At 67.9% G+C, this 19,841-nt stretch carries 18 protein-coding genes; 7 read left to right on the top strand and 11 right to left on the bottom strand.

Annotated features, from left to right (window positions below; genetic code table 11):
• The first annotated feature begins 5 nt into the window (after nt 1–5).
• Together FHS74_RS18095 and FHS74_RS18090 are read left to right on the top strand one after the other, a co-directional pair.
• Nucleotides 6–1,403 carry an FAD-dependent oxidoreductase gene (locus tag FHS74_RS18095; RefSeq protein WP_184803142.1) on the top strand — a complete coding sequence of 466 codons (1,398 nt, stop codon included), beginning with the start codon at nt 6–8 and terminating at the stop codon, nt 1,401–1,403.
• Nucleotides 1,404–1,431: 28 nt separating this feature from the next.
• Entirely contained in the window at nt 1,432–2,283 is an 852-nt protein-coding gene (locus FHS74_RS18090; RefSeq protein ID WP_184803140.1) for an SDR family NAD(P)-dependent oxidoreductase, read from the top strand.
• Between the two features lie 36 nt (nt 2,284–2,319).
• On the opposite strand, the gene FHS74_RS18085 is transcribed toward FHS74_RS18090, so the two are convergent.
• From FHS74_RS18085 to FHS74_RS18055, 7 genes are all read right to left on the bottom strand, one after another.
• Entirely contained in the window at nt 2,320–3,114 is a 795-nt protein-coding gene (locus FHS74_RS18085; protein ID WP_184803138.1) for a GntR family transcriptional regulator, read from the bottom strand.
• Between the two features lie 101 nt (nt 3,115–3,215).
• Complete coding sequence (locus FHS74_RS18080; protein WP_184803136.1) at nt 3,216–4,130, bottom strand: polysaccharide deacetylase family protein; 915 nt, start codon at nt 4,128–4,130, stop codon at nt 3,216–3,218.
• A complete protein-coding gene (locus FHS74_RS18075; RefSeq protein ID WP_184803134.1) occupies nt 4,130–5,101 on the bottom strand; it encodes a polysaccharide deacetylase family protein in 972 nt (323 codons plus the stop codon). Before FHS74_RS18075 ends, FHS74_RS18080 begins: the two co-directional genes overlap by 1 nt.
• Nucleotides 5,102–5,139: 38 nt before the next feature.
• Entirely contained in the window at nt 5,140–5,829 is a 690-nt protein-coding gene (locus FHS74_RS18070; RefSeq protein WP_246463222.1) for an isochorismatase family protein, read from the bottom strand.
• A 99-nt stretch (nt 5,830–5,928) separates the two neighbouring features.
• Complete coding sequence (locus tag FHS74_RS18065; protein WP_184803132.1) at nt 5,929–6,678, bottom strand: GntR family transcriptional regulator; 750 nt, start codon at nt 6,676–6,678, stop codon at nt 5,929–5,931.
• Between the two features lie 10 nt (nt 6,679–6,688).
• A complete protein-coding gene (locus FHS74_RS18060) occupies nt 6,689–7,588 on the bottom strand; it encodes a LysR family transcriptional regulator (RefSeq protein WP_184803130.1) in 900 nt (299 codons plus the stop codon).
• A gap of 11 nt (nt 7,589–7,599) precedes the next feature.
• Nucleotides 7,600–8,286, bottom strand: coding sequence for a hypothetical protein (locus FHS74_RS18055; protein WP_184803128.1), 687 nt, complete (start codon nt 8,284–8,286; stop codon nt 7,600–7,602).
• A 375-nt stretch (nt 8,287–8,661) separates the two neighbouring features.
• On the opposite strand from FHS74_RS18055, the gene FHS74_RS18050 reads away from it, so the two are divergent.
• Together FHS74_RS18050 and FHS74_RS18045 are read left to right on the top strand one after the other, a co-directional pair.
• The gene (locus FHS74_RS18050; protein WP_184803126.1) at nt 8,662–9,906 is read left to right on the top strand and encodes a class I SAM-dependent methyltransferase; all 1,245 of its coding nucleotides are present in this window, start codon (nt 8,662–8,664) and stop codon (nt 9,904–9,906) included.
• Complete coding sequence (locus FHS74_RS18045) at nt 9,906–10,259, top strand: hypothetical protein (RefSeq protein ID WP_184803124.1); 354 nt, start codon at nt 9,906–9,908, stop codon at nt 10,257–10,259. Before FHS74_RS18050 ends, FHS74_RS18045 begins: the two co-directional genes overlap by 1 nt.
• Before the next feature lie 62 nt (nt 10,260–10,321).
• Here FHS74_RS18045 and FHS74_RS18040 read toward each other — a convergent pair whose 3' ends face one another.
• The 4 genes from FHS74_RS18040 to FHS74_RS18025 are packed head-to-tail and all read right to left on the bottom strand — an operon-like array spanning nt 10,322 to nt 14,598.
• Nucleotides 10,322–11,317 carry a hydroxymethylglutaryl-CoA lyase gene (locus FHS74_RS18040; protein WP_184803122.1) on the bottom strand — a complete coding sequence of 332 codons (996 nt, stop codon included), beginning with the start codon at nt 11,315–11,317 and terminating at the stop codon, nt 10,322–10,324.
• 28 nt (nt 11,318–11,345) lie between these two features.
• Complete coding sequence (locus FHS74_RS18035) at nt 11,346–12,545, bottom strand: CaiB/BaiF CoA transferase family protein (RefSeq protein ID WP_184803120.1); 1,200 nt, start codon at nt 12,543–12,545, stop codon at nt 11,346–11,348.
• A gap of 18 nt (nt 12,546–12,563) precedes the next feature.
• Nucleotides 12,564–13,166 carry a 3-isopropylmalate dehydratase small subunit gene (gene leuD, locus FHS74_RS18030; RefSeq protein ID WP_184803118.1) on the bottom strand — a complete coding sequence of 201 codons (603 nt, stop codon included), beginning with the start codon at nt 13,164–13,166 and terminating at the stop codon, nt 12,564–12,566.
• Nucleotides 13,167–13,170: 4 nt separating this feature from the next.
• Nucleotides 13,171–14,598 (bottom strand): 3-isopropylmalate dehydratase large subunit, encoded by a 1,428-nt coding sequence (locus FHS74_RS18025; protein ID WP_184803116.1) that lies wholly within the window; start codon nt 14,596–14,598, stop codon nt 13,171–13,173.
• Between the two features lie 368 nt (nt 14,599–14,966).
• Here FHS74_RS18025 and FHS74_RS18020 point away from each other — a divergent pair, with 368 nt between their 5' ends.
• The 3 genes from FHS74_RS18020 (at nt 14,967) to FHS74_RS18010 (ending at nt 19,824) form a co-directional block, all read left to right on the top strand.
• Nucleotides 14,967–17,003: a hydantoinase/oxoprolinase family protein gene (locus FHS74_RS18020; RefSeq protein ID WP_211106380.1), complete on the top strand. Its 2,037-nt coding sequence runs from the start codon at nt 14,967–14,969 to the stop codon at nt 17,001–17,003.
• A 16-nt stretch (nt 17,004–17,019) separates the two neighbouring features.
• Nucleotides 17,020–18,897, top strand: coding sequence for a hydantoinase B/oxoprolinase family protein (locus FHS74_RS18015; RefSeq protein WP_184803112.1), 1,878 nt, complete (start codon nt 17,020–17,022; stop codon nt 18,895–18,897).
• A 63-nt stretch (nt 18,898–18,960) separates the two neighbouring features.
• Entirely contained in the window at nt 18,961–19,824 is an 864-nt protein-coding gene (locus FHS74_RS18010) for an isocitrate lyase/PEP mutase family protein (protein ID WP_184803110.1), read from the top strand.
• Nucleotides 19,825–19,841: the final 17 nt, after the last annotated feature.

Genomic DNA, 19,841 nt, shown 5'->3' with positions numbered 1-19,841 from the left:
TTAGCATGTCAATTATCTCGGGTCGCGACACACCTTTTGAGGTCACTGTCCCCCTGCTGGTCATCGGCGGCGGCGCCTGTGGGCTGGTGGCGGCCCTGGCGGCGCGGGATGCCGGTGTCGACGTGGTGGTGGTGGAGCGGGACGCCCTGCCCCAGGGTAGCACGTCGATGTCGCTGGGCGCCTTGTGCGCCTCAGGGTCGGCGGAACAGCGCCGCCATGGCGTCGACGACGGCGCCGACCGTTTTTTTGACGACGTCATGGCCAAGACGGGCGGCCACGCCGACCCGCTGTTGGCCCGGTTGGTGGGGGCCCGTTCCGGGCCCACGCTGGACTGGCTGTCGCAAAAGCACGGGGTGCCGCTGCTGTTGGAGACGGGGTGGAAGCCCGCCTTCGGCCATAGCGTGATGCGCATGCACGTCACGCCTGGCCGGACCGGGCAGGATCTCATGCAACGTCTGCTATCGGCCTGCCAGGCCGCCGGGGTCGACATCCTGACCAGCGCCCACGTGACCGACATCCATGCCGATGGCGAACGGGTGACGGGCGTGCGCCTGGGTCGGCCTGACGGCAGTGTCGAGGACATCGGTTGCCAGGCCTTGATTTTGGCGACCTGTGGTTTCGGCGGCAACGCCGCCATGGTGCGCCGGTTCATCCCCACCATGGCCGATGCCCCCTATTTCGGGTGGGAAGGCAACCAGGGTGAAGGCATCGCCTGGGGCCAGGCCCTGGGCGCGGCGCTGGCGGATATGGATGCCTATCAGGGGCTGGGCCTGCTCGCCTCCCCGGCCGCCATCGACGTCAACCCGCGTTTCCTGATCGAGGGTGGGATCCAGGTTAACCGTCTGGGCGCGCGCTTCGCGCACGAGCTTGAGGACGTGTCGGGCGCTGGCGCCCGCGTCATCGCCCAGCCCGACGGTTTGGCCTGGGTGATCTATGACCAGCGCATCCATGAAAGCTGCGCCAGCCTGCCGCAATATGTGGCGCTGCGCGAGGCGGGGGGCGTCCGCCAGGCGGATGGCGTCGCGGCCCTGGCGGCGTTGGCGGGCATAGAGCCGGCCGGCCTGTCCGCGACGTTGGCGCAGGTGGCGACCCATATCGCCGATGGCGGGGTGGACGCGTTCGGCCGGCGCTTCACCGGCCCCGTCCTGGCGCCGCCCTACTATGCCATCCGTGTGACCGGCGCCCTGTTCCATACCCAGGGCGGTTTGGTGGTTGACGCCGATGCCCGGGTGCAGCGGGCGTCGGGCGGGTCCCTGCCCAACCTGTTCGCGGGCGGCGGGGCGGCCCGCAGCATCGGCGGCCCCGGTCCCTCAGGCTATCTGCCGGGGGCCGGGCTTTGCATGGCCGTGACGCTGGGACGGGTGGCGGGGGACGCCGCCGCCCGGTTGCTTGCCGCCACTTGAGGGCATTGAGGAAAGGGAGAGCGAGGGAATGCAACACCAAGGGCAGGGCCGCTTCGCCGGCAAGGTCGCGGTCGTCACCGGCGCCGGGCGCCGCAAGGGACTGGGCGAGGCGATCGCCCGGCGGCTGGCCGCCGATGGCGCCGCCGTCATCCTGTCGGATATCGGCCGTGCGGCCGACGCGGCGACGCCGGACGGCATGATCGGTGCCGTTTCCGAACTTCAGGCCGTGGCGGCGGACATCGCCGCCGACACCGGCGCCCGCATCGAAACCTTCATCTGCGACGTGCGGGACATGGACCAGATGCGCGCCCTGGCCACCTTCGCGGTGGAGCGCCTGGGCGGCCTGGACTTCTGGATCAACAACGCCGGCATCGGCTATTTGATGAAGCCGCTGCTGGAGACCGACGTGTCGGAATGGCAGGCGGTCATCGATGTCAACCTGACGGGCTGTTTCAACGGCCTGAAGGCGGCGGCGGAAGTGATGGCGCCGGCCGGGCGGGGCGGGCGCGTGATCAACATCGCCAGCCAGGCGGCGAAGTCCGGCTTTCCGTTCGCGGCCGCCTATTGCTCATCCAAGCACGGTCTGGTCGGGCTGGTGCGGTCGGCCGCCATCGAGCTGGGACGGCACGGCATCACTGTCAACAATGTCTGCCCCAACCATGTGACCACCGGTTTGGGCGCCTGGCAGAACGAGTATTTCTCCAAGCAACTCGGCCTGACGATGGAGCAGTATCTGGAGGCGATGAAGGGCCGCATCCCGATGGGGCGGCCAGGCCTGCCCCAGGACACCGCCAACGCCGTCGCCTTCCTGTGCTCCGATGAAGCCGTCTACATCACCGCTGAAAGCATGAACGTTTCGGGCGGCGAGGAGCCGCACTGAGGTCGATGACGCCCCCGCCGGCAGTGGCGGGGGCGGTCACCCCTCTGACTTCCAGCCGCCGATGGCCTTGCGGCCCGACCGCATGTGGTATTTGAACCGGTCGGGGCGATAATTGGCGTGGATGATCTGCACGCCACGACCGCTTTTATCCCGCACCACCCGCTCCACGCGCAGCACCGGCGCGCCCGGCGCCATTTCCAGGGCCGTCGCCACCGGCGGCTCGGCGCCGACGGCCGTAATCCACTGTTCGGCCTCATGCGGCGCGAAGCCCGCGCGCTCCAGCGACACCAGCGTCGGCACCGTCTCCATGTCAGCCCGGCTGATGCGGGCGGCGACATCCAAGGGCATGTACTGGACGATGTGGGAAAACGGCTCGCCCGACAGTTTGCGCAGGCGCGCCACCCGCTGTACCGGGGTTCCCGCGTCGATGTCCAGCAGGCCGGCCACGGCGGGGGGCGCCGGCAGTTCCGCCACGTCCAGCACCTCGACCTCGGTTTCCAGGCCCAGGGTTTTCAGGCTCTCGATCAGGTTATCGAAACTGCCGTGCACCTGGGGCAGGGTGGCCGACGCCGTCACAACCGTGCCGCGTCCGCGATGCCGGGTGACCAGGTCATGGGCCGCAAGCTCATTCAGCGATCGCTTCACCGTGATGCGCGACACGTTGAACAGCTTGGCCAGCTCCTGTTCCCCCGGCATGACGGAGTTGGGCGGGAACTCGCCATTGCGGATCTTCTCGCGCAGGACGAGGTAGATCTGGTGATACAGCGGCGTGGGCGCCGTGTGATCCAGCTGGTCGGGGTTCAGTCCCGTGTCGTGTGCGGAATGGTCCATGAATCCTATCGGATGCGGTTCGGTGGCGAAGTTCTTATGGCTGTGGAAGGCTAGGGGGCAAACGGCGCGGGTGCAAGCACGACCCGCGCCGGTTTCAACCCTCAACCACTGGTTAGATCGCCGGGGCGCACGCCGCCGCAGCCGGGCCTCGTCAGCACACCCCTCAGGCTATCCTCCAGCGCCTTGACGCGATAGGGCAATCCGCAGACATAAGGCCGGACGGTCAGGGTCAGCAGGCGCGGGCTGGATTGGGCGCGCGCTTCGGCCAGCAGCCAATCCGCCGCGTCCGACACCTGCGCCACCAGTTCCTGCTCGGGCCGGGCATGGGCGATCAGAATCTGCCAGTCGTCCAACTCGTTGGAGAGGGGCAGGGCCGTGAGATCGCCCGCCTCGGTATGGAAAGCCGTCGGCAGATCGTCATGGGCCCAGTCGGCGAACCAGCGGATCCCGGCGGCGGCCAGGCGTGCCGGCGTCTGGAAGCCTTCCGCCCGCGCCGGGCTGATCCAGCCGTCAGGGCGCTGACCCGTCACCGCTGTCACCGCCTCCAGGGTACGCTGGATGTAGTGCTGCTCGCGTTCCGCCGTGAGGGCGGAATGGTGCAGGCTGTCGGTGTCCCAGCCGTGGGCGCAGATGTCATGGCCATCCGCCACCACGTCGCGCACCAGCGCGGGATAGCGCTCCGCCACAGCGCCTTGGACGGCGAAGGTGACCTTCAGGCCCAGCTTGCCGAACAGTTTCAGCAGCCGGTAGGCGCCGACGCGGTTGCCATAGTCGCGGGTGGTGTAATGCCGCAGGTCCGGATAGGGCGTCTGCATGGCCCCCGGCGCCTTGAAGGGCTGGCCCGAGGGATTGAGGGGGAAGAATTCCAGCGGCACGACGACCCAGAGTCCCAGGGACAGGTCGCCGGGCAGCCGGATGGGCGGGCGCCCGGGCAAGGGCGCCGCAGGGTAATGACCATGATCCGGCCCGGCATGACGGTGCGGATAGGTCAGGTAGCTGTCGGGAAGGATGCTCATCAGCGGGCCCCCTCGGCCGATTCGGCGGGCGCGGGGTTGAAACCGGTGCCGGCGCGGGCGCAGCCGCGCGCCTGGATGTCGGCCAGCGTCTGGTCGTAATGGTTGGCCAGGTAGAATTCGGCGATGTCCTTGGCCGTCGTGACCCACACGTCGTCCCGGTGGCCGGTGATATAACGCAGGGCGTCGCGGAAGGGTCCGATGCGGTGCGGGTGGCTCACCAGGTAGGCGTGCAACGGGATGCACATGACCGTGCCGGTCTCCGCCCCTTCTTCCAGCAACTGGTCGAAGTGGCGCATCAGGGTGTCCGCGTAGGCGCGCGGGCTCTGGTGATAGACGCCATAGGTGATGACGTCGTTGACCTCCAGGCTGTAGGGCATGGAGATCAGCCGCTTGTCGCCCTTGACCTTCAGCGGCTGTGGCTGGTCGTCCTGGAACAGGTCGCAGCTGTACCAGAAGTCGTATTCGGCCAGCAGATCCAGCGTCCGCTCGGTGTGCGTCAGGGCCGGGGCGAGGTAGCCGCGGATGCGCTGCCCGGTCGCGTCCCGCACCGATTTGATGCTGTCCTCGATCACCGCCCGTTCCTGCGCCTCGGTCATGCCGTAGGAATAGCGGGTGTTGTAGATGCCGTGGCTGAAGAACTCCCAATCCCGGTCGACGCAGGCGCGGATGATTTCGGGATGATGGTCCAGCATGGCGACCGACAGGCTGACGCTGCCGCGCACGCCGCATTCGTCCATCACGTCCATTATGCGCCAGTGGCCCACCCGGTTGCCCCAGTCGCGGGCGGAATAGGGCACGACATCCGGGTGGGGGCGACCCCAGGGCTTGCGGGATGGGTTGCCGGGTGGGTCCAGCTCGTAAAACTCGATGTTGGGCGCCACCCAGAAGGCCACCTTCTTGCCGCCCGGCCAGGTGATCTTGGGCCGGTCGCGGTAGGGCCAGAAATCGTAAAGGTTGGGATCGCCGTGCATGGATGGGCTCCCGGTTTCTTGGGATGGGGGAAAGGGCCTCAGCCCCGCAATGCCGCCAGGTGGGCGTCGACCTCGGCCGCCTTGACCACGTCGGCGTATTTCAGCAGCAGGTCGGTCAGGTTAGCGAAGTGATAGGATTCGTGCTTGTCGGCCACGCATTCCTCCGGAACGATGGTCCGGTAGCCATGGGACAGGCTGTCCACCGCCGTTGCGCGCACGCAGCCGGACGTGCTGCCGCCGGTCACCACCACGGTGTCGATCTTGTGCCAAACCAGATAGCTGGCGAGCGGGCTTTCAAAAAAGGCCGACGGCATACGCTTGTCATAGACCAGGTCCACCGCCGTATCGATTTCCACACGCGGATCGAAGGCATGCCGATCGCTGTCGCGGCGGATGTTCTGCAGGCTGTCCGGCGTGTTGGTCCGCGTGCCCCAGACCCCGGCGTCGCCGCCATCGGCCTTGTAGGCCACCCGTGTCCAGACGACGGGGAAGCCGGCGGCGCGCGCCGCGGCGCTGATGCGGTTCACGTGGGCGATCTGGTCGGGATCGGTGACATAGGCGGTCTTGGGGAACAGATCCGGGCGGGTATAGGCCTGCTGGAAGTCGACGTTGACGATGGCCAGCCGCTGGCCAAAGCCGAACTTGGCGCGCACGGGGTTGGCCCTGACCTCCTCGAAAATCTCGCGCGCGGTCTTCCGCTCGCGCACCATCGTTGGCTCAAAGCGCATGCTGCCGTCCCTTTCTGACCTGGTTCTTTATTGGTATATCTTTATGCCTTTCTAAGGCATGAGCGGCCCCGACTCAACCCTGAAACGACGATGCCGGTGTTATCGGTCGATGTCGGGCCGCTCGCGGGTGTAGCTTGTGACGTAGGCGAAACGATCTGCGGGATGGACGGTTTCCGTCGCCAGGTAAAGCCGCCCCGTCGCGTCGCGGTATTGGCGCTGGGTGTGCAGGGCGGCGCTGCCTTCCGGCGCGCCCAGCAACTGCGCCAGCAGGGACGACAATGTCAGCGCGCTGATGCGCTGGTCCACCCGGCTGGCCACCACGCCGAAGCGCGCCTCGATCGCCCCGGCGACCGAGCTGGCGCCGTCGATGTCGCTCCCCGTCGGGGCGCAATCCTTGCGGATCAGCATGCGGGTCAGGCCCACGGTTTGGGCGCCCTTTCCCCGGTAGCCGCGCAGCTCGCGCCAGTCATCGGGCAGCAGATCCAGGGTCTGGGCCAGGCCGTCGGCCGGCGCCGGACCGTAATAGATGATTCTCAGCCGCGCCTCGCCCGCGTACTGCAACAGGTCCTCGAATCCCCCCAAGGGCTGCACGAACGTGGCTGGGCCCGGCGGCGCGGTCACCATGGTGCCGGCCCGGCGTCGGCGCACCACCAGGCCTTCGTCCGTCAGCAGGCGCAGGGCGTCACGCGCGGTGTGGCGGGAGATGTCGTAGAGGGCGCACAGTTCGATCTCGCCGGGCAGCAGGTCACCCACCTTGTAGGTGCCGTTGCCGATGGCGGCGCGCAGAATCTGGGCGATCTGACGGTAGCGGGGGGCCGTTCCGACCGGCCTGCGCTTCAAGGTGTTCACCAGCGTCCGCTCATTCTATGTCGCCGCCGGCCCGCCGGGCTTCCTCCTGCAGGATGGCGATCAGATCGGTTGCCGCCGCCGAGGACACGGCCCGTCGGCGCCGCATGGCGATCAAGGGGGTGGTCCAGCCGCCTTGGGCCAGGTCGCGCCCCATCAGGCCGGGGGCCGCCACGACCATGGACCGGGGAAGGATGGCCAGCATGTCGGTCGCCTCCAACACCGATATGGCGAAGGGCAGCGATGTGGTGATGATACGGGGCTGGATGGGGGGGACGCCAGCGGCCAGGAAATGCTCGTCCACTGGTTGGCCAAGGCCTTCCGGCAACTTGCCGAAAATCCAATCGGCGCCACCCAGGTCGGCGATGGACCGGGCCCGCGTCAGCATCGGGTTGCCCCGCCGGCCCACCACCAGCCAGCGCTCATCGCCCAGGGCCGTGACCATGATTTGCGGATCGACATCACCGCCACCGGTGGTCACCGCCAGGTCGATTTCGCCCGCCAGCAACAGGCGGACGAACTGTGGCGCCAGTCCGCCCTCGATCCGCAGGTTCAGACGCGGATAGCGCTGTTGCAACCGGATCACGGCGTTGCGGCCGACGCCAGCGGACGCGACCGGGCTCAACGCCAAGGCCAGTTGGCTGGTGCTGCGCCCCAGCGCCACGTCGACGTCGCGGCGGAAGTGCGAGACTTCCGCCAGCACCGTCTGGGCCCGGATGCGCAGCGCCTCCCCCATCCCGGTCAGCAACACGCCCTTGGGCGTGCGCTCCAGCAAGGGAACCCCCAGTTCCCCCTCCAACCGCGCCAGCGATTTGGACAAAGCCTGCTGGCTGAGGCCGCGTTGCTGGGCGGCCAGGGTGAAGCTGCCGGATTCCGCCACAGCCAGGAAATACTCAAGGTCACGCAGTTCCATGGGCGCCCATGTCAGAACGGCTTCACCGTGCCCAGGAAGGCCATGGTGATGATGCCGGCCCAGTAGAAGTAAGCCAGCTTGCGGGAGAATGCCATGAGCGACGCCAGGCGGTCCTCCAGCTCAGGCGTGGAGCCCTCGGCCGCCAGCTTGCGGAAGGCGATGACCCAGTCGCGCATGACGTAACGCAGGATCAGGCCGATGACCAGCAGGCCGGAGAACAAGGTGGCTTTGGCCGCGTACCAGTGGGCGCTGAAGGGGCCGCCGGTGACCAGGCTGTAGACGCCCGTCAGGAACAGGGCCGGAATGACGACGTAGCGAATGGCCTCGTCCGCCTTGGTCAGGCGAATGCCGAGGTCGGTGCCCCGCTTGAAGAAGGCCGTCAGCGCCAGCCCCACCCAGACGGCGACGAAAATCCACATGCCCACCAGCCAGGGGCCGCCCAGCGGCTGGGTGCCCAGGTTGTGCCCCATGTGCAGGCCCAGGGGCAGCAGCAGGATGATGCCCGTGCGCGGCAGGATGTCGATGCGATAGGCCGTCTCCATGTGACGGCGCCGTTCCGCCAGCGTCAGGCTGGGGTTCGTGATGTTGCGCGCGGCGTTGAACACCCCCCACTCGCCACCCAGCCAATAGGCCATGGCGATGATGTGCAGCCATCGCAGCAGCAAATGCTCATCCAGATACATTCCAAGCAATTCCATGACGTGCCTATACCCTGTTATCGGGCACCCCCATCGTCGGGTGCCGGGTTTCCCGGCGGCGGCCGGTGGGGGCGACCCCCATATGTCCAGACATATTCGGAAGCGGGGCGGGCCTCGGTCCAATCACCGGCAGTAAAATCCGCACAAACGCGGATTGTGGGTACACCAACCCCCTTGCCCAACCACTTTGATTTGTGTCGAAGGACAACTGGATGTGGGGGCGGCGGCGGGCTGCGGGCCTACCTTTGGGCAGGCGGCTCCCGATCTCCCCGACCAATTTCGAAGGGCGGCAGGCCCGCCGTGAACGGGATGGCGACGACAGGGCGCCGACAGGGGCGCACCCCCGGGTGTCCGCAGGCTTCGTGGAGGCGATGAATGGACGGATCAGGCAAACCAGTTTCCGATGGCGCGGCCCAGGCGGCCTATGACGGCCCCCCGGATTACCGCGTGGTCGGCCGGCACGGCATTTTCCCCGAGCTGACGCATGACGAGGTCGAACGGTTCAATTTCCTGGCGCAGATGAACCGCCATCTGGCGGCGCGGGTGCTGCCCGGTGTGAAGAGCGCGTTCGACAGCCGCGTGGCGCCGGCCTTCAAGACCGAGCACGGGCGCGATTTCAAGGACCGGCACGAGGTGCGCCGCGCCCTGACCAAGGATCCCTATTGGCGGCTGTGGTCGGCGCTGCGGCGTTCCACCATGGAGATCCGGCAGCAGGCGGGCCGGTGGGCCACCCTGCGCCAGCGTGAGGCCCTGGCCGATCGCGCCAAGGCGCTGATCGGGGACGACCAGGACCGCCTGGTCCTGGATCCGGCCATGACGCTGCCGCGCTACATCGCCGCCATCGACCATCACTGCATGCCGGGCAGCTACCACACGGAATATGGCGCCGGCGACGTGGCCAACGCCGCGAACTACGACTCCGGCCTGTTCGCCACCACCGGCGGCATGCTGGGCCGTTACAACGATGGCGGCGGCCAGGCGGTGGTGCAGTGGGTCAAGACCAACCTGCCGGACTTCAAGCCCAAGCGCATCCTGGACATCGGCTGTGGCCTCGGCCACAACGCCGTTCCCATCGCCCAGGCCTTCCCGGATGCCGAGGTGGTGGCGGTTGACGTCGGCGCGCCCATGCTGCGCTACGGCCTCGCCCGCGCCAAGAGCCTGGGGGTGGACAACATCCGTTTCGTCCAGGCCAATGTGGAGAGCCTGCCGCAGTTCGCCGACGCCAGTTTCGACTGGGTGCAGTCGACGATGTTCTTGCACGAAACCAGTTACGCCTCCATGAAGCGGATCTTCGCCGAATCCTTCCGCTTGCTGGCGCCCGGCGGCTTCGTCCTGCATGTCGAGCAGCCGCAATACGCGCCCACCATGCCCTTGTTCGAGCAGGCGATGCGCGATTGGGACGCGTTCTATAACGCCGAGCCCTTCTGGACCAAGATGCACGAGATCGACCTCGACGCCTGGATGACGGAGGCGGGATTCCCTGCCGAAACCATCCTGCATGGCGGGGTCATGGCGGTGGTGGATACCACGCTGTTCCCCGCCGTGGCCGAGGAGAAGGGCGAGGATTACGGCCGCAAGGCGGCCTGGCATGTCGTTGGCGCCCGTAAGGAGGTGGTGTGATGTCCATTCAAGAAGCCCTGGCCCACGCGTCGGCCAAGCCGACGGGCAAGCGCCCCCGCTTCCTGGAAAGCCGGGAAAACGAGCGCCTGCTGTGCATCAGCATGGCGCTTGCCAGCGAGCTGTCGGTGGCGCGCCTGCGCCTCGACACGCTGGAGCGCCTGCTGGCCTCCAAGGGTGTGGTCACGCCGGACGAGATCGAGGCGTTCGCGCCCACCAAGCTGGCGGCGGCGGAACGCGGCCTGTGGCAACAGGAGTTCCTGGCCCGGGTGCTGCGCGTCGTTCAGCAGGAGGAGGAGGCGTTGACCGCCCAGGACAGCAGCAGCGAGGACATCGCCGACGAACTGGCGCGCTGACCAAGCTGCCCCGCGCGGATGAGGAAAGGGCGCCGCCCCATGCCGGGGCGGCGCCCTGCCGCTTACGGCGCCACCGGGCCCGACGCGCCATCGGTCCCGGCCTCGTGGGGGGACACGGTGCCGTAAGCGCACCCTGGGACATATCCCTTCGGCAGGCCGGCATCGGGCACGAAGCCATAAAGCTCCACATCCGGCAGGGCGGCCCGCACCACCTGGCGCACCGCCAGCAGACGCTCCAGGTCTATGCCGGTGTCGAAGCCCATGGCCGCCAGCATGAAGGCGAGGTCCTCGGTGACGATGTTGCCGGACGCGCCCGGGGCGAAGGGGCAGCCGCCGATCCCGCCCAGGGAACTGTCCAAGGTGGTGATTCCCTCCTCCAGCGCGGCCAGCGCGTTGGCCAGGCCCAGGCCGCGGGTGTTGTGCAGGTGCACGCCGGCGCACGCGGCATCGCCTACCACGCCGCGCACCGCCCGGATCAAGCGCCGCACCTGTGCCGGATTGGCATAGCCCGTCGTGTCGGACAGGCCGACCTCATCACAACCCGCGTCCATCAGGGCTTCGGCCAGGGCCAAGACCTTGGCCTCGGGCACGATGCCCTCCAGCGTGCAGCCGAAGGCCGTTGACAGGCCGCCCTCCAGCTTGGGCCGGCTTTCGGCGGGCAGGTCCCGGATCAGGGCGGCGATCGCCGCCGTTTCCTCCAGCATCTGCGCGTGCGTGCGCCGCACGTTGCGCAGGCTGTGGGTCTCACTGACCGACAGCGGGATGGTGATCTTGTGCGCGCCGGCGGCCACCGCCGCCTGCGCGCCTTTCAGGTTGGGAACCAGCACCGCGACCGTCAGCCCCGGGATGGTGCGGGCGTATGCCACGATCTCGGCGGTGTCGGCCAGTTGCGGCAGGATCTTGGCGGGGACGAACGACCCCACCTCGATCTCGCGCACGCCGGCCGCGGCTTCAGCGGCGATCCACGCCTTTTTCGCCTCGGTGGGCATGATGGCGCTGATGCTTTGCAAGCCGTCGCGGGGCCCCACCTCGGAAATCTCGATGGCCGTGCCGCTCATCGTCATCCTCCTTCGTTTCGGTTCGGGGTCAGCCCGCGGCCAGGCCGCGCGCCACCAGGTCGGCGATCTCGGCCTCGCCATAGCCCAGTTGGGCCAGGACTTCGCGCGTGTGTTGGCCTGGCTTGGCCAGGTCACGCACCAGGCCGGGGCGATGGCCGTCCAGTTCGACCGGCAGGGCCGGCAGGCGGATGGGCCGGTCATCGGGCAGGGTCAGGTCCAGCAGGCCGCCGGCGGCATTCAGGTGCGGATCGTCGAACAGGTCTTCCGGCCGGTTGATGGGGGCGAAGGGCAGGCCGATGGCCTCCAGCCGGCGCAGCAGCTCGGCCTTGTCGATGTCGGCGAACAGGGCCTGCACGCGGGGGATCAACTGCTCGCGCGCCTGGACCCGGCCAGTGTTGCGCGCCAGCGTCTCGTCGGCCAGCAGGTCCTCAAGGCCGAAGGATTTGCAGAAGGCCTGCCACTGGCCATCGGTCACGACGCCGACGAAGACCTGCTCCCCGTCGCGGGTGGTGAACAGGTCATAGATGGCCCAGGCGGAAATGCGCACCGGCATGGGGCGGGGGGCGACGCCCGTCACCACCTTCTGCGCCATGTGTTGGCCAACCATGAAGACGCAGTTCTCAAACAGGGCGCTTTTCACCGACTGGCCACGCCCCAGCGTGCCGCGCTGGATCAGCGCCGCCAGCACGCCGATGACCCCGAACAGCCCCCCCATGACGTCGATGACCGAGGAACCGGCGCGCAGGGGCCGGCCGGGCGGGCCCGTCATATAGGCCAGCCCCCCCATCATCTGCGCCACCTCGTCCAGGGCGGCGCGATGTTCATAGGGGCCGGACAGGAAGCCCTTGGCCGAGCAGTAGACCAGACCGGGGTTGCGGGCCGCCATGGCCGCCTCGCCAAAGCCCAGGGCATCCATCGCGCCCGGCCGGAAATTCTCAATCAGGACATCGGCCTCGTCGATCAGCCGCAACGCCGCCTCGCGGCCTTCCGGTGATTTCAGGTCCAGGCAGATGCTCCGCTTGTTGCGGTTGTACATGGGGAAATAGCCGGCACCCGACCCCATCAGGCGGCGGGTGTTGTCGCCGGCCAGCGGCTCGACCTTGACGACGTCCGCGCCCAGGTCGCCCAGCACCAGGCCGACGGCTGGCCCCATCACCATATGGGTGAATTCGACGACTTTCAGGCCCGCCAGCGGCGGGGCGGCATGTTCGTCCGCTTCATTGGACATGGAAGAACCTCGGCATGATCAAATCCAGGAATGGCGGCTCAAATGATCCGCCTCGAAGGCGATGATGGCGGGCAGCCGCTTCAGCGTGACGCCGATCGGGTCCAGGCCCTCCAGCAGCATTTGCCGGTCCGCCGGCGGTATGGTGAAGGTCAGCGCGTCGCCGGACGGCAAGGTCACGGTCAGCGCGTCAAGGTCGATGGTCAGCGGCCGATGGTCGGCGGCGGCGGCCAGGGCGGTGACATGTCCTTCGGCCAGCACCAGGGGCAGGATGCCGTTACGCACGCAGTTGCCCTGGAAGATCGCGCCGAACGACGGCGCGATGACGCAGCGGACGCCATAGTCCTTCAAGGCCCATACGGCATGTTCCCGCGAGGAACCACAGCCGAAATTGGCGCCGCCGATGAGGATGGGCGCGCGGTCGAACGGCGGGCGGTTCAGGACGAAATCCGGGTTGGGGACGCGGGCCGCCACGTCGCTGTAGCGCCAGTCGGCGAACAGGCCTTCGCCCAGCCCCTCCTTGGACACCCGCTTCATCTCCCGCGAGGGGATGATGGCGTCGGTGTCGATGTTGGGGCGGGGCAGGGGGGCGGCGACACCGGTCAGGCGGATGAATTTTTCCATGGCGTCACACCCCTCCCGTCGGTGCCGGCGTCGTGTGGCCGCGGGCGTCCGCCAGGCGTCCGGCGATGGCGGACGCCGCCACGGTCGCCGGACTGGCGAGGTGGGAGCGGGTGCCCGGTCCCTGCCGGTTCTCGAAATTGCGGTTGGTGGTGGTCACCACCCGTTCCGACTGGCCGAAATGTTCACCGCCGGCGAAGAAGCACATGGAGCAGCCGCTTTCTCGCCACTCGAATCCGGCGTCCAGAAAAATGGTGTGCAGGCCTTCAGCCTCCGCCGCCGCCTTGACCCGCATGGATCCGGGCACGCAGATGGCGCGCACGCCGGGGGCGACCTTGCGGCCGCGCAACACCTCGGCCGCCGCGCGCAGGTCGGAAAGGCGGCTGTTGGTGCAACTGCCGATGAAGGCGCCATCGATGGGCAGGCCGGCCAGCGGCTGGCCGGGGTTCAGGCCCATGTAGGACAAGGCCCGCTGCCAGGCCGCCGCCGCCGTGGCGTCGCGCGCCTCATCCAGCGCCGGCACCTGGCCGGTGATGGGGACGGCGTGTTGCGGGCTGGTGCCCCAGGTGACGTAGGGGGCGATGTCGGCGCAGTCGATGACGATCTCACGGTCGAACACCGCGTCGGCGTCGCTATGCAGGTCGGCCCAATCCGCGACCGCGGCCACCCAAGCGTCCTCTTTCGGGGCGTGCGGGCGGCCTTCGATCCAGGCGATGGTCTTGGCGTCCGGCGCGCACAGGCCGGTCCAGGCGGCGAACTCCACCGCCATGTTGCACAGGGTCATGCGCCCTTCGACCGGCAGGGCGGTGACGGCCGGGCCGCAGAATTCCACCGCATGGCCGGCGCCGCCATCGGCGCCGTGCGTGGCGATCAGATGCAGGATCATGTCCTTGGGGCTTACCCCGGGGCCTGGCGTGCCCTCGAACCGCACCCGCATCTGGCGCGGGCGCCGCACCACCAGGGTTTGGGTCGCCAGCGCGTGCGCGGCTTCGCTGGAGCCGATGCCCCAGGCCAACGCGCCCAGGCCGCCCTGGGTGCAGGTGTGGCTGTCGGGGCAGACCAGGGTCAGGCCCGGCAGGGCGATGCCCTGCTCCGGTGACACGACATGGACGATGCCCTGGTTGTCGTGACCGATATCGAAAACATGGATGCCGGCGGCGGTGGCGGCGGCCCGCGTCTCCCGGATGAAGGCGGTGCCGCCGGGCATGACCGTCTCATCGCCCCGGCCGGGGCGGGTGTCGACGATATGATCCATGCAAACGAAGGCGCGGCCGGGGTGGCGTACCGCCCGGCCCTTCTCCGCCAGTTCCTTCAGGGCGATGGAACCCGTGCGCTCGTGCAGCAGGACACGATCGACATAGAGCAGATCCGTGCCGTCCCCCAGGTCGGCGACGCGATGCCGCGACCACAGCTTCTCAACCAGTGTCGATCCCATGCGGGTGGTGTCCCTGCCCCTAGCTAATCTGTGTTCCATCAAATGGCATAATGATATACTCTTTATCAACCCCTTCCTAAGGGATATCGTCCGCTTGCGGGCGGACCGGTCGGGAAGGGGCTGGTGTCCATCGTCGGGGCGGCCGCGCCGCCCTGTCGCGAGGGCGCCGTTCACGCAGGGCACAGTTGACCGCAAAAGCCGTCCGCCCGGGATCATCGTTCCTTCTGAAAACCGCAGAGTGGACAGGGGGACGCTTGGTCCGCGCCGGGTGGCTGGGGCGGGGAATACGGTTGCCCGATCCGGCAGGGGTGCGGCGCGGTCGCGCCCCATCGCACTAACAACAGTTCGGGGACGACATGGCGTATCGATTGGGTGTAGACGTCGGAGGAACCTTTACCGACCTGCTTTTGCTGGATCAGGGCAGCGGGAATTTCTGGCGGCACAAGACGCCGTCAACGCCGCGCGACAGTTCCATCGGCATCCTGAGCGGTGTCGAGGCCGTTTGCGCCAAGGCCGGTATCACCCCCGCCGACGTGGAATTCTTCCTTCATGGCACGACCGTGGCCACCAACGCGGTGTTGGAGGGCAAGGGCGCGCGCGTCGGCCTGATCGTGACCGAGGGCTATCGGCAGATCATGCAGATCGCCCGCAGCTTCGTGCCGGGCGGCCTGGCGGGCTGGATCGTGTGGCCCAAGCCCACGCCGCTGGCGGCGCTGGAGGACACGGTCGAGATCAAGGGCCGCGTCGGCGCGCAAGGTGAGGAGGTGCGCCCGGTCGACGACGCGGACATCCGCGCCGCGCTGGAGACGCTGAAGGCGCAAGGGGTGGAAGCCCTGACCGTGTCGCTGATCAACGCCTATCTCAACGGCGCGCATGAGCGCCGGGTGGCGGAACTGGCGGCCGAGATCCTGCCGGATGTCCCCATCTCCCTCAGCCATGTCGTCCTGCCCGAGATGCAGGAATATGAGCGCACGTTGACGACGGTGGCCAACGCGTCGGTGCGGCCCATCGTCGGCAACTACGTCCGCAACCTGCGGTCCAAGCTGCGCGATGCCGGCATGGCGGGCTCGCTGTCGCTGCTGCGGTCGGACGGCGGCCTGATGTCGTCGGAAAAGTCCGAGGAGCATCCCGTTTCCCTGCTGATGTCGGGACCCGCCGGCGGCGTGACCGGCGCCCTTTGGGTGGCGAAGAACGCCGGCATCAAGAACATCCTGACCCTGGACGTCGGCGGCACCTCGACCGACGTGGCCCTGATCGAGAACCTGGAACCCCGGCGCGTGCGCACGACCGAGGTCGGCCACCTGTCGGTGCGCGCCTCCTCGCTGGACGTCAAGACGGTGGGTGCGGGCGGCGGCTCCATCGCTTATGTCCCGGAGCTGACCAAGGCGCTGCGCGTCGGCCCGCAGTCGGCCGGCGCCGTGCCGGGGCCGGTGGCCTATGGCAAGGGCGGCACCCTGCCGACCGTCACCGACGCCAACGTGGTGCTGGGCTACCTGCCCGAAGCCTTGCTGGGCGGCACCTTCAAGCTGGACCGTGAAGGCGCCACGCGCGCGGTGCAGACCATCGCCGACGCGCTGGGCATCGGACTGATGGAGGCGGCACGCGGCATCATCGACATCGTCAACGAGAACATGTTCGGCGCCCTGCGCATGATCTCGGTGCAGCAGGGCTATGACCCCCGCCACTTCGCCCTGATGGGCTTTGGCGGCGCCGGTCCGCTGCATGTCAACGCCGTCGCCCGCCTGATGGGCAGCTGGCCCGCCGTGTCGCCGGTCAGCCCCGGCGTGCTGTGCGCGCTGGGCGACGCCACCACCCGCATGCGCACCGAAACGGCCCGCAGCTTCTCCCGCCGCTTCATCGACACCAACCAGGAGGAGGTGTTGGCCCTGCTGGAGGAGATGGCGGCGCAGACCCGTTCCGAACTGGCGGCCGAAGGCATCGCCGATCAGGACATCACCACCCAGTTCGAGCTGGACGTCCGTTACGACGGCCAGGCCTTCGAGGTGCCGTTGTCGATCGACACCGAGACCCTGCGGCGTGACGGGCTGGCGGGCGTGACGGCCCGGTTCGACGAGGAACACCACCGGCTGTTCACCTTCAACATGGACAGCCCGCACGAGCTGGTGAACCTGCGCGCCGTGGCGCTGGGCCCGATCCTGGAACTGCAGGCCCATCGCCTGCCGGAAGGCGACGGTGATCCGTCGGCGGCCAAGATCCGCGATCATGAGCTGTGGGCCGATGGCGCCATGCGGCCGGCGGTGATCTACGATCGCGCCCGGCTGCGGGCCGGCGACATCGTTCCGGGCCCGGCGATCGTGATCGAGATGGACTCCACGACGCTCATCGAATTGGGCTGCGTCGGCACGGTCGACGCGGTCGGCAACATCCTCATCAATCCGGCCTGACAGGGGGAACGCATCCATGCCCGCAACCATTATCCAGGCCAACGCCACCCCGTTCAACCAGGTCACCGTCGATCCGGTGACGCTGGAAGTGATCGAGAACGCGCTGCGCAACGCCCGTATCGAGATGGACGCCACGTTGGTCCGCACGGCCATGTCGCCCGGCATCCGCGAACAGGGCGACGCGTTCCCGTTGATCGCCGACCATAAGGGCCGCATGATCGTCGGCCAGTTCGGCAGCTATATCGGGCCCTTCCTCGACGGCTTCGACGGCACGGTCGAGGAAGGCGACATGATCTTCCTGTCCGACCCCTATTCCGTCGGCGGCGCCATCAGCCATTGCAATGACTGGCTGGTGCTGTTGCCCGTGTTCAAGGACGGTCGCCTGCTGGCCTACACGTCGATGTTCGGCCACCAGTCCGACATCGGCGGCATGGTCCCGGGGTCGATGCCCATCGACGCCACCAGCATCTTCCAGGAAGGGGTGCGCATCCCTCCGGTGAAGATTTGGAAGAAGGGCGTCTATAACGAGGACCTGGTGAAGCTGGTGATGCACCAGGTGCGCACGCCCGCCTGGTGCAAGGCCGACCTGAACGCGCTGATCGCCTCCTGCCGCGTCGCCGCCCGCCGCGTGGTCGAGATGGCGGAACGTTTCGGCGACGATATCTATGTCTCCGCCACGGAAATGCTGCTGGACCGTAACTTCCGGGCCATGCAGCACCTGATCGAAACCTCGGTCAGCGAGGAACCGGTCAGCTTCCAGGATTATGTCTGCGACGACGGCCTGGGCTACGGCCCCTACAAGATCAAGTGCACCATGTGGCGTGAGAATGGCCGCGTGGTCCTGGATTTCGATGGAACCGACCCCCAGTCCTCTGCGTCCATCAATTTCTTCCTGAACGAAAACATGATGAAGATGTTCTTCGGCATCTACATGATCATGGTTTTCGATCCGCAGATCCTGTTCAACGATGGCTATTACGACCTGATCGAGGTGCGGATACCGGAAGGCTCGCTGCTGAAGCCACGCTTCCCGGCGGCGCTGTCGGGGCGTACCCACGCCTTGGGCCGCCTGTTCGACATCCTGGGCGGCCTGCTGGGGCAGAAGACGCCGCAGTTCCTGAACGCGGCGGGCTTTTCCTCCAGTCCGCACCTGTTCTACGCCGGCACGGACAAGCAGGGTAAGTGGTTCCAGCTGTTCCAGATCGGCTTTGGCGGCATCCCCGGCCGTCCCCTGGGCGATGGGCCGGACGGCCACTCGCTGTGGCCGGGCTTCACCAATGTGCCCAACGAGTTCCTGGAGCGGTACTTCCCCCTGCGTATCGAGCGCTATGAGACGGTGCCGGACAGTGGCGGGGCGGGCCTGCACCGCGGGGGCAACGGCATCAACATGGTCTACCGCTTCCTGGAGCCGGGCGTCATCGCCATCCATGACGACCGCTGGTTCGTTCCCCCTTGGGGCGTGAACGGTGGCGAGCCGGGTGCCCGGGCGCGCAAGGTGCTGGTGAAGGCCGATGGCACCGAGATCGTGCTGGGCAACAAGCTGGAGGAATACCAGGTCGAGGCCGGCGACCAGCTGCGCTTCATCACCTGGGGCGGCGGCGGTTGGGGTGACCCGTTGGAGCGTGACCCCGCCCTGCTGGTCAAGGAACTGCGCCAGGGCCTGGTGACGGTGGACGGCGCCCGCCGCTACGGCGTGGTGCTGGTCGACGGCGCGGTGGACGCGGCGGCGACGGAGGCTCTGCGCGCGCAGATGCGGGCCGCCCGTGGCGCCAGCCTGCCCACCTTCAACTTCGGCGCGGACATCGAGACGCTGCGCGCCAATTGCGAGGCGGAGACCGGCTTGCCGGCACCCCGCCAGCCCGTGTGGCATCCCACGGCCGTCGCCGCCGAGTGATCGCCCCATTCCCCGCCGCGCCCGGCGCGGCGGGGCTTACCCTAGATCAGAGTGCTGTGAAAAATGCCCAACCCCATCCTTCGCGAGAAGCTGGCCTCCGGTAAGTTCTTCGTTGTGCCCGGCGTCCAGGACATGATCGCCACCGTCATCGCCGACAAGGTCGGCTTCGACGTGATCTACGGCACCGGCTATTGGCTGACGGCGTCGGCCTATGGCCTGCCCGATGCCGGCATCGCCAGCTATACCCAGATGGTCGACCGCATGGCGACCGTCGCCCGGACCAGCAAGGCCGCCCTGATCGCCGATGCCGACACCGGCTATGGCGGGCTGCTGAACGTGCATCACACCGTGCGCGGCTATGAGCAGGCGGGCGTGACGGCCATCCAGCTGGAAGACCAGGAATTCCCCAAGAAGTGCGGCCACACGCCTTATAAGCGCCTGATCCCGCTCGAGGACATGGTCCAGAAGATCAAGGTCGCCTGCGATGCCCGCGACGACAAGCGGAACACCCTGATCATCGCCCGCACCGACGCGCGGCAGAGCGAGGGGCTGGATGGCACCTTGCGCCGCCTGGAGGCTTATTCCAAGGCGGGCGCTGACGTGCTGTTCCCCGAGGCGCTGACCAGCGAGGAGGAGATGCGGACCGCTTGCGCCGCCTTTGACAAGCCGGTCATGGCCAACATGGCCAATGGCGGCCTGACCCCGGTGCCCAACGCGACGGTGCTGGCGGAACTGGGCTACGCTTTCGCGATCTATCCGTCCTTGACCAGCCTGGTCGCGGCCGCCGCCATGGAAAAGGCCCTGGTTGATCTGAAGGAACGCGGAGAGGGCGATCCGCCGGGCATCGCCAACTTCAAGGAATTCTGTTCCTTGATCGGCTTTGAGGATGTCTGGGCCTTCGAGGCCAAGTGGGCCCCGCCCGCCTGAGCGGCGGGCGCATTCCC

The organism is Nitrospirillum iridis (assembly GCF_014205765.1).
Classification (GTDB): domain Bacteria; phylum Pseudomonadota; class Alphaproteobacteria; order Azospirillales; family Azospirillaceae; genus Nitrospirillum; species Nitrospirillum iridis.
Note: the sequence above shows the minus strand (reverse complement) of the source record. Positions and strands in the feature narration are given on the sequence as shown.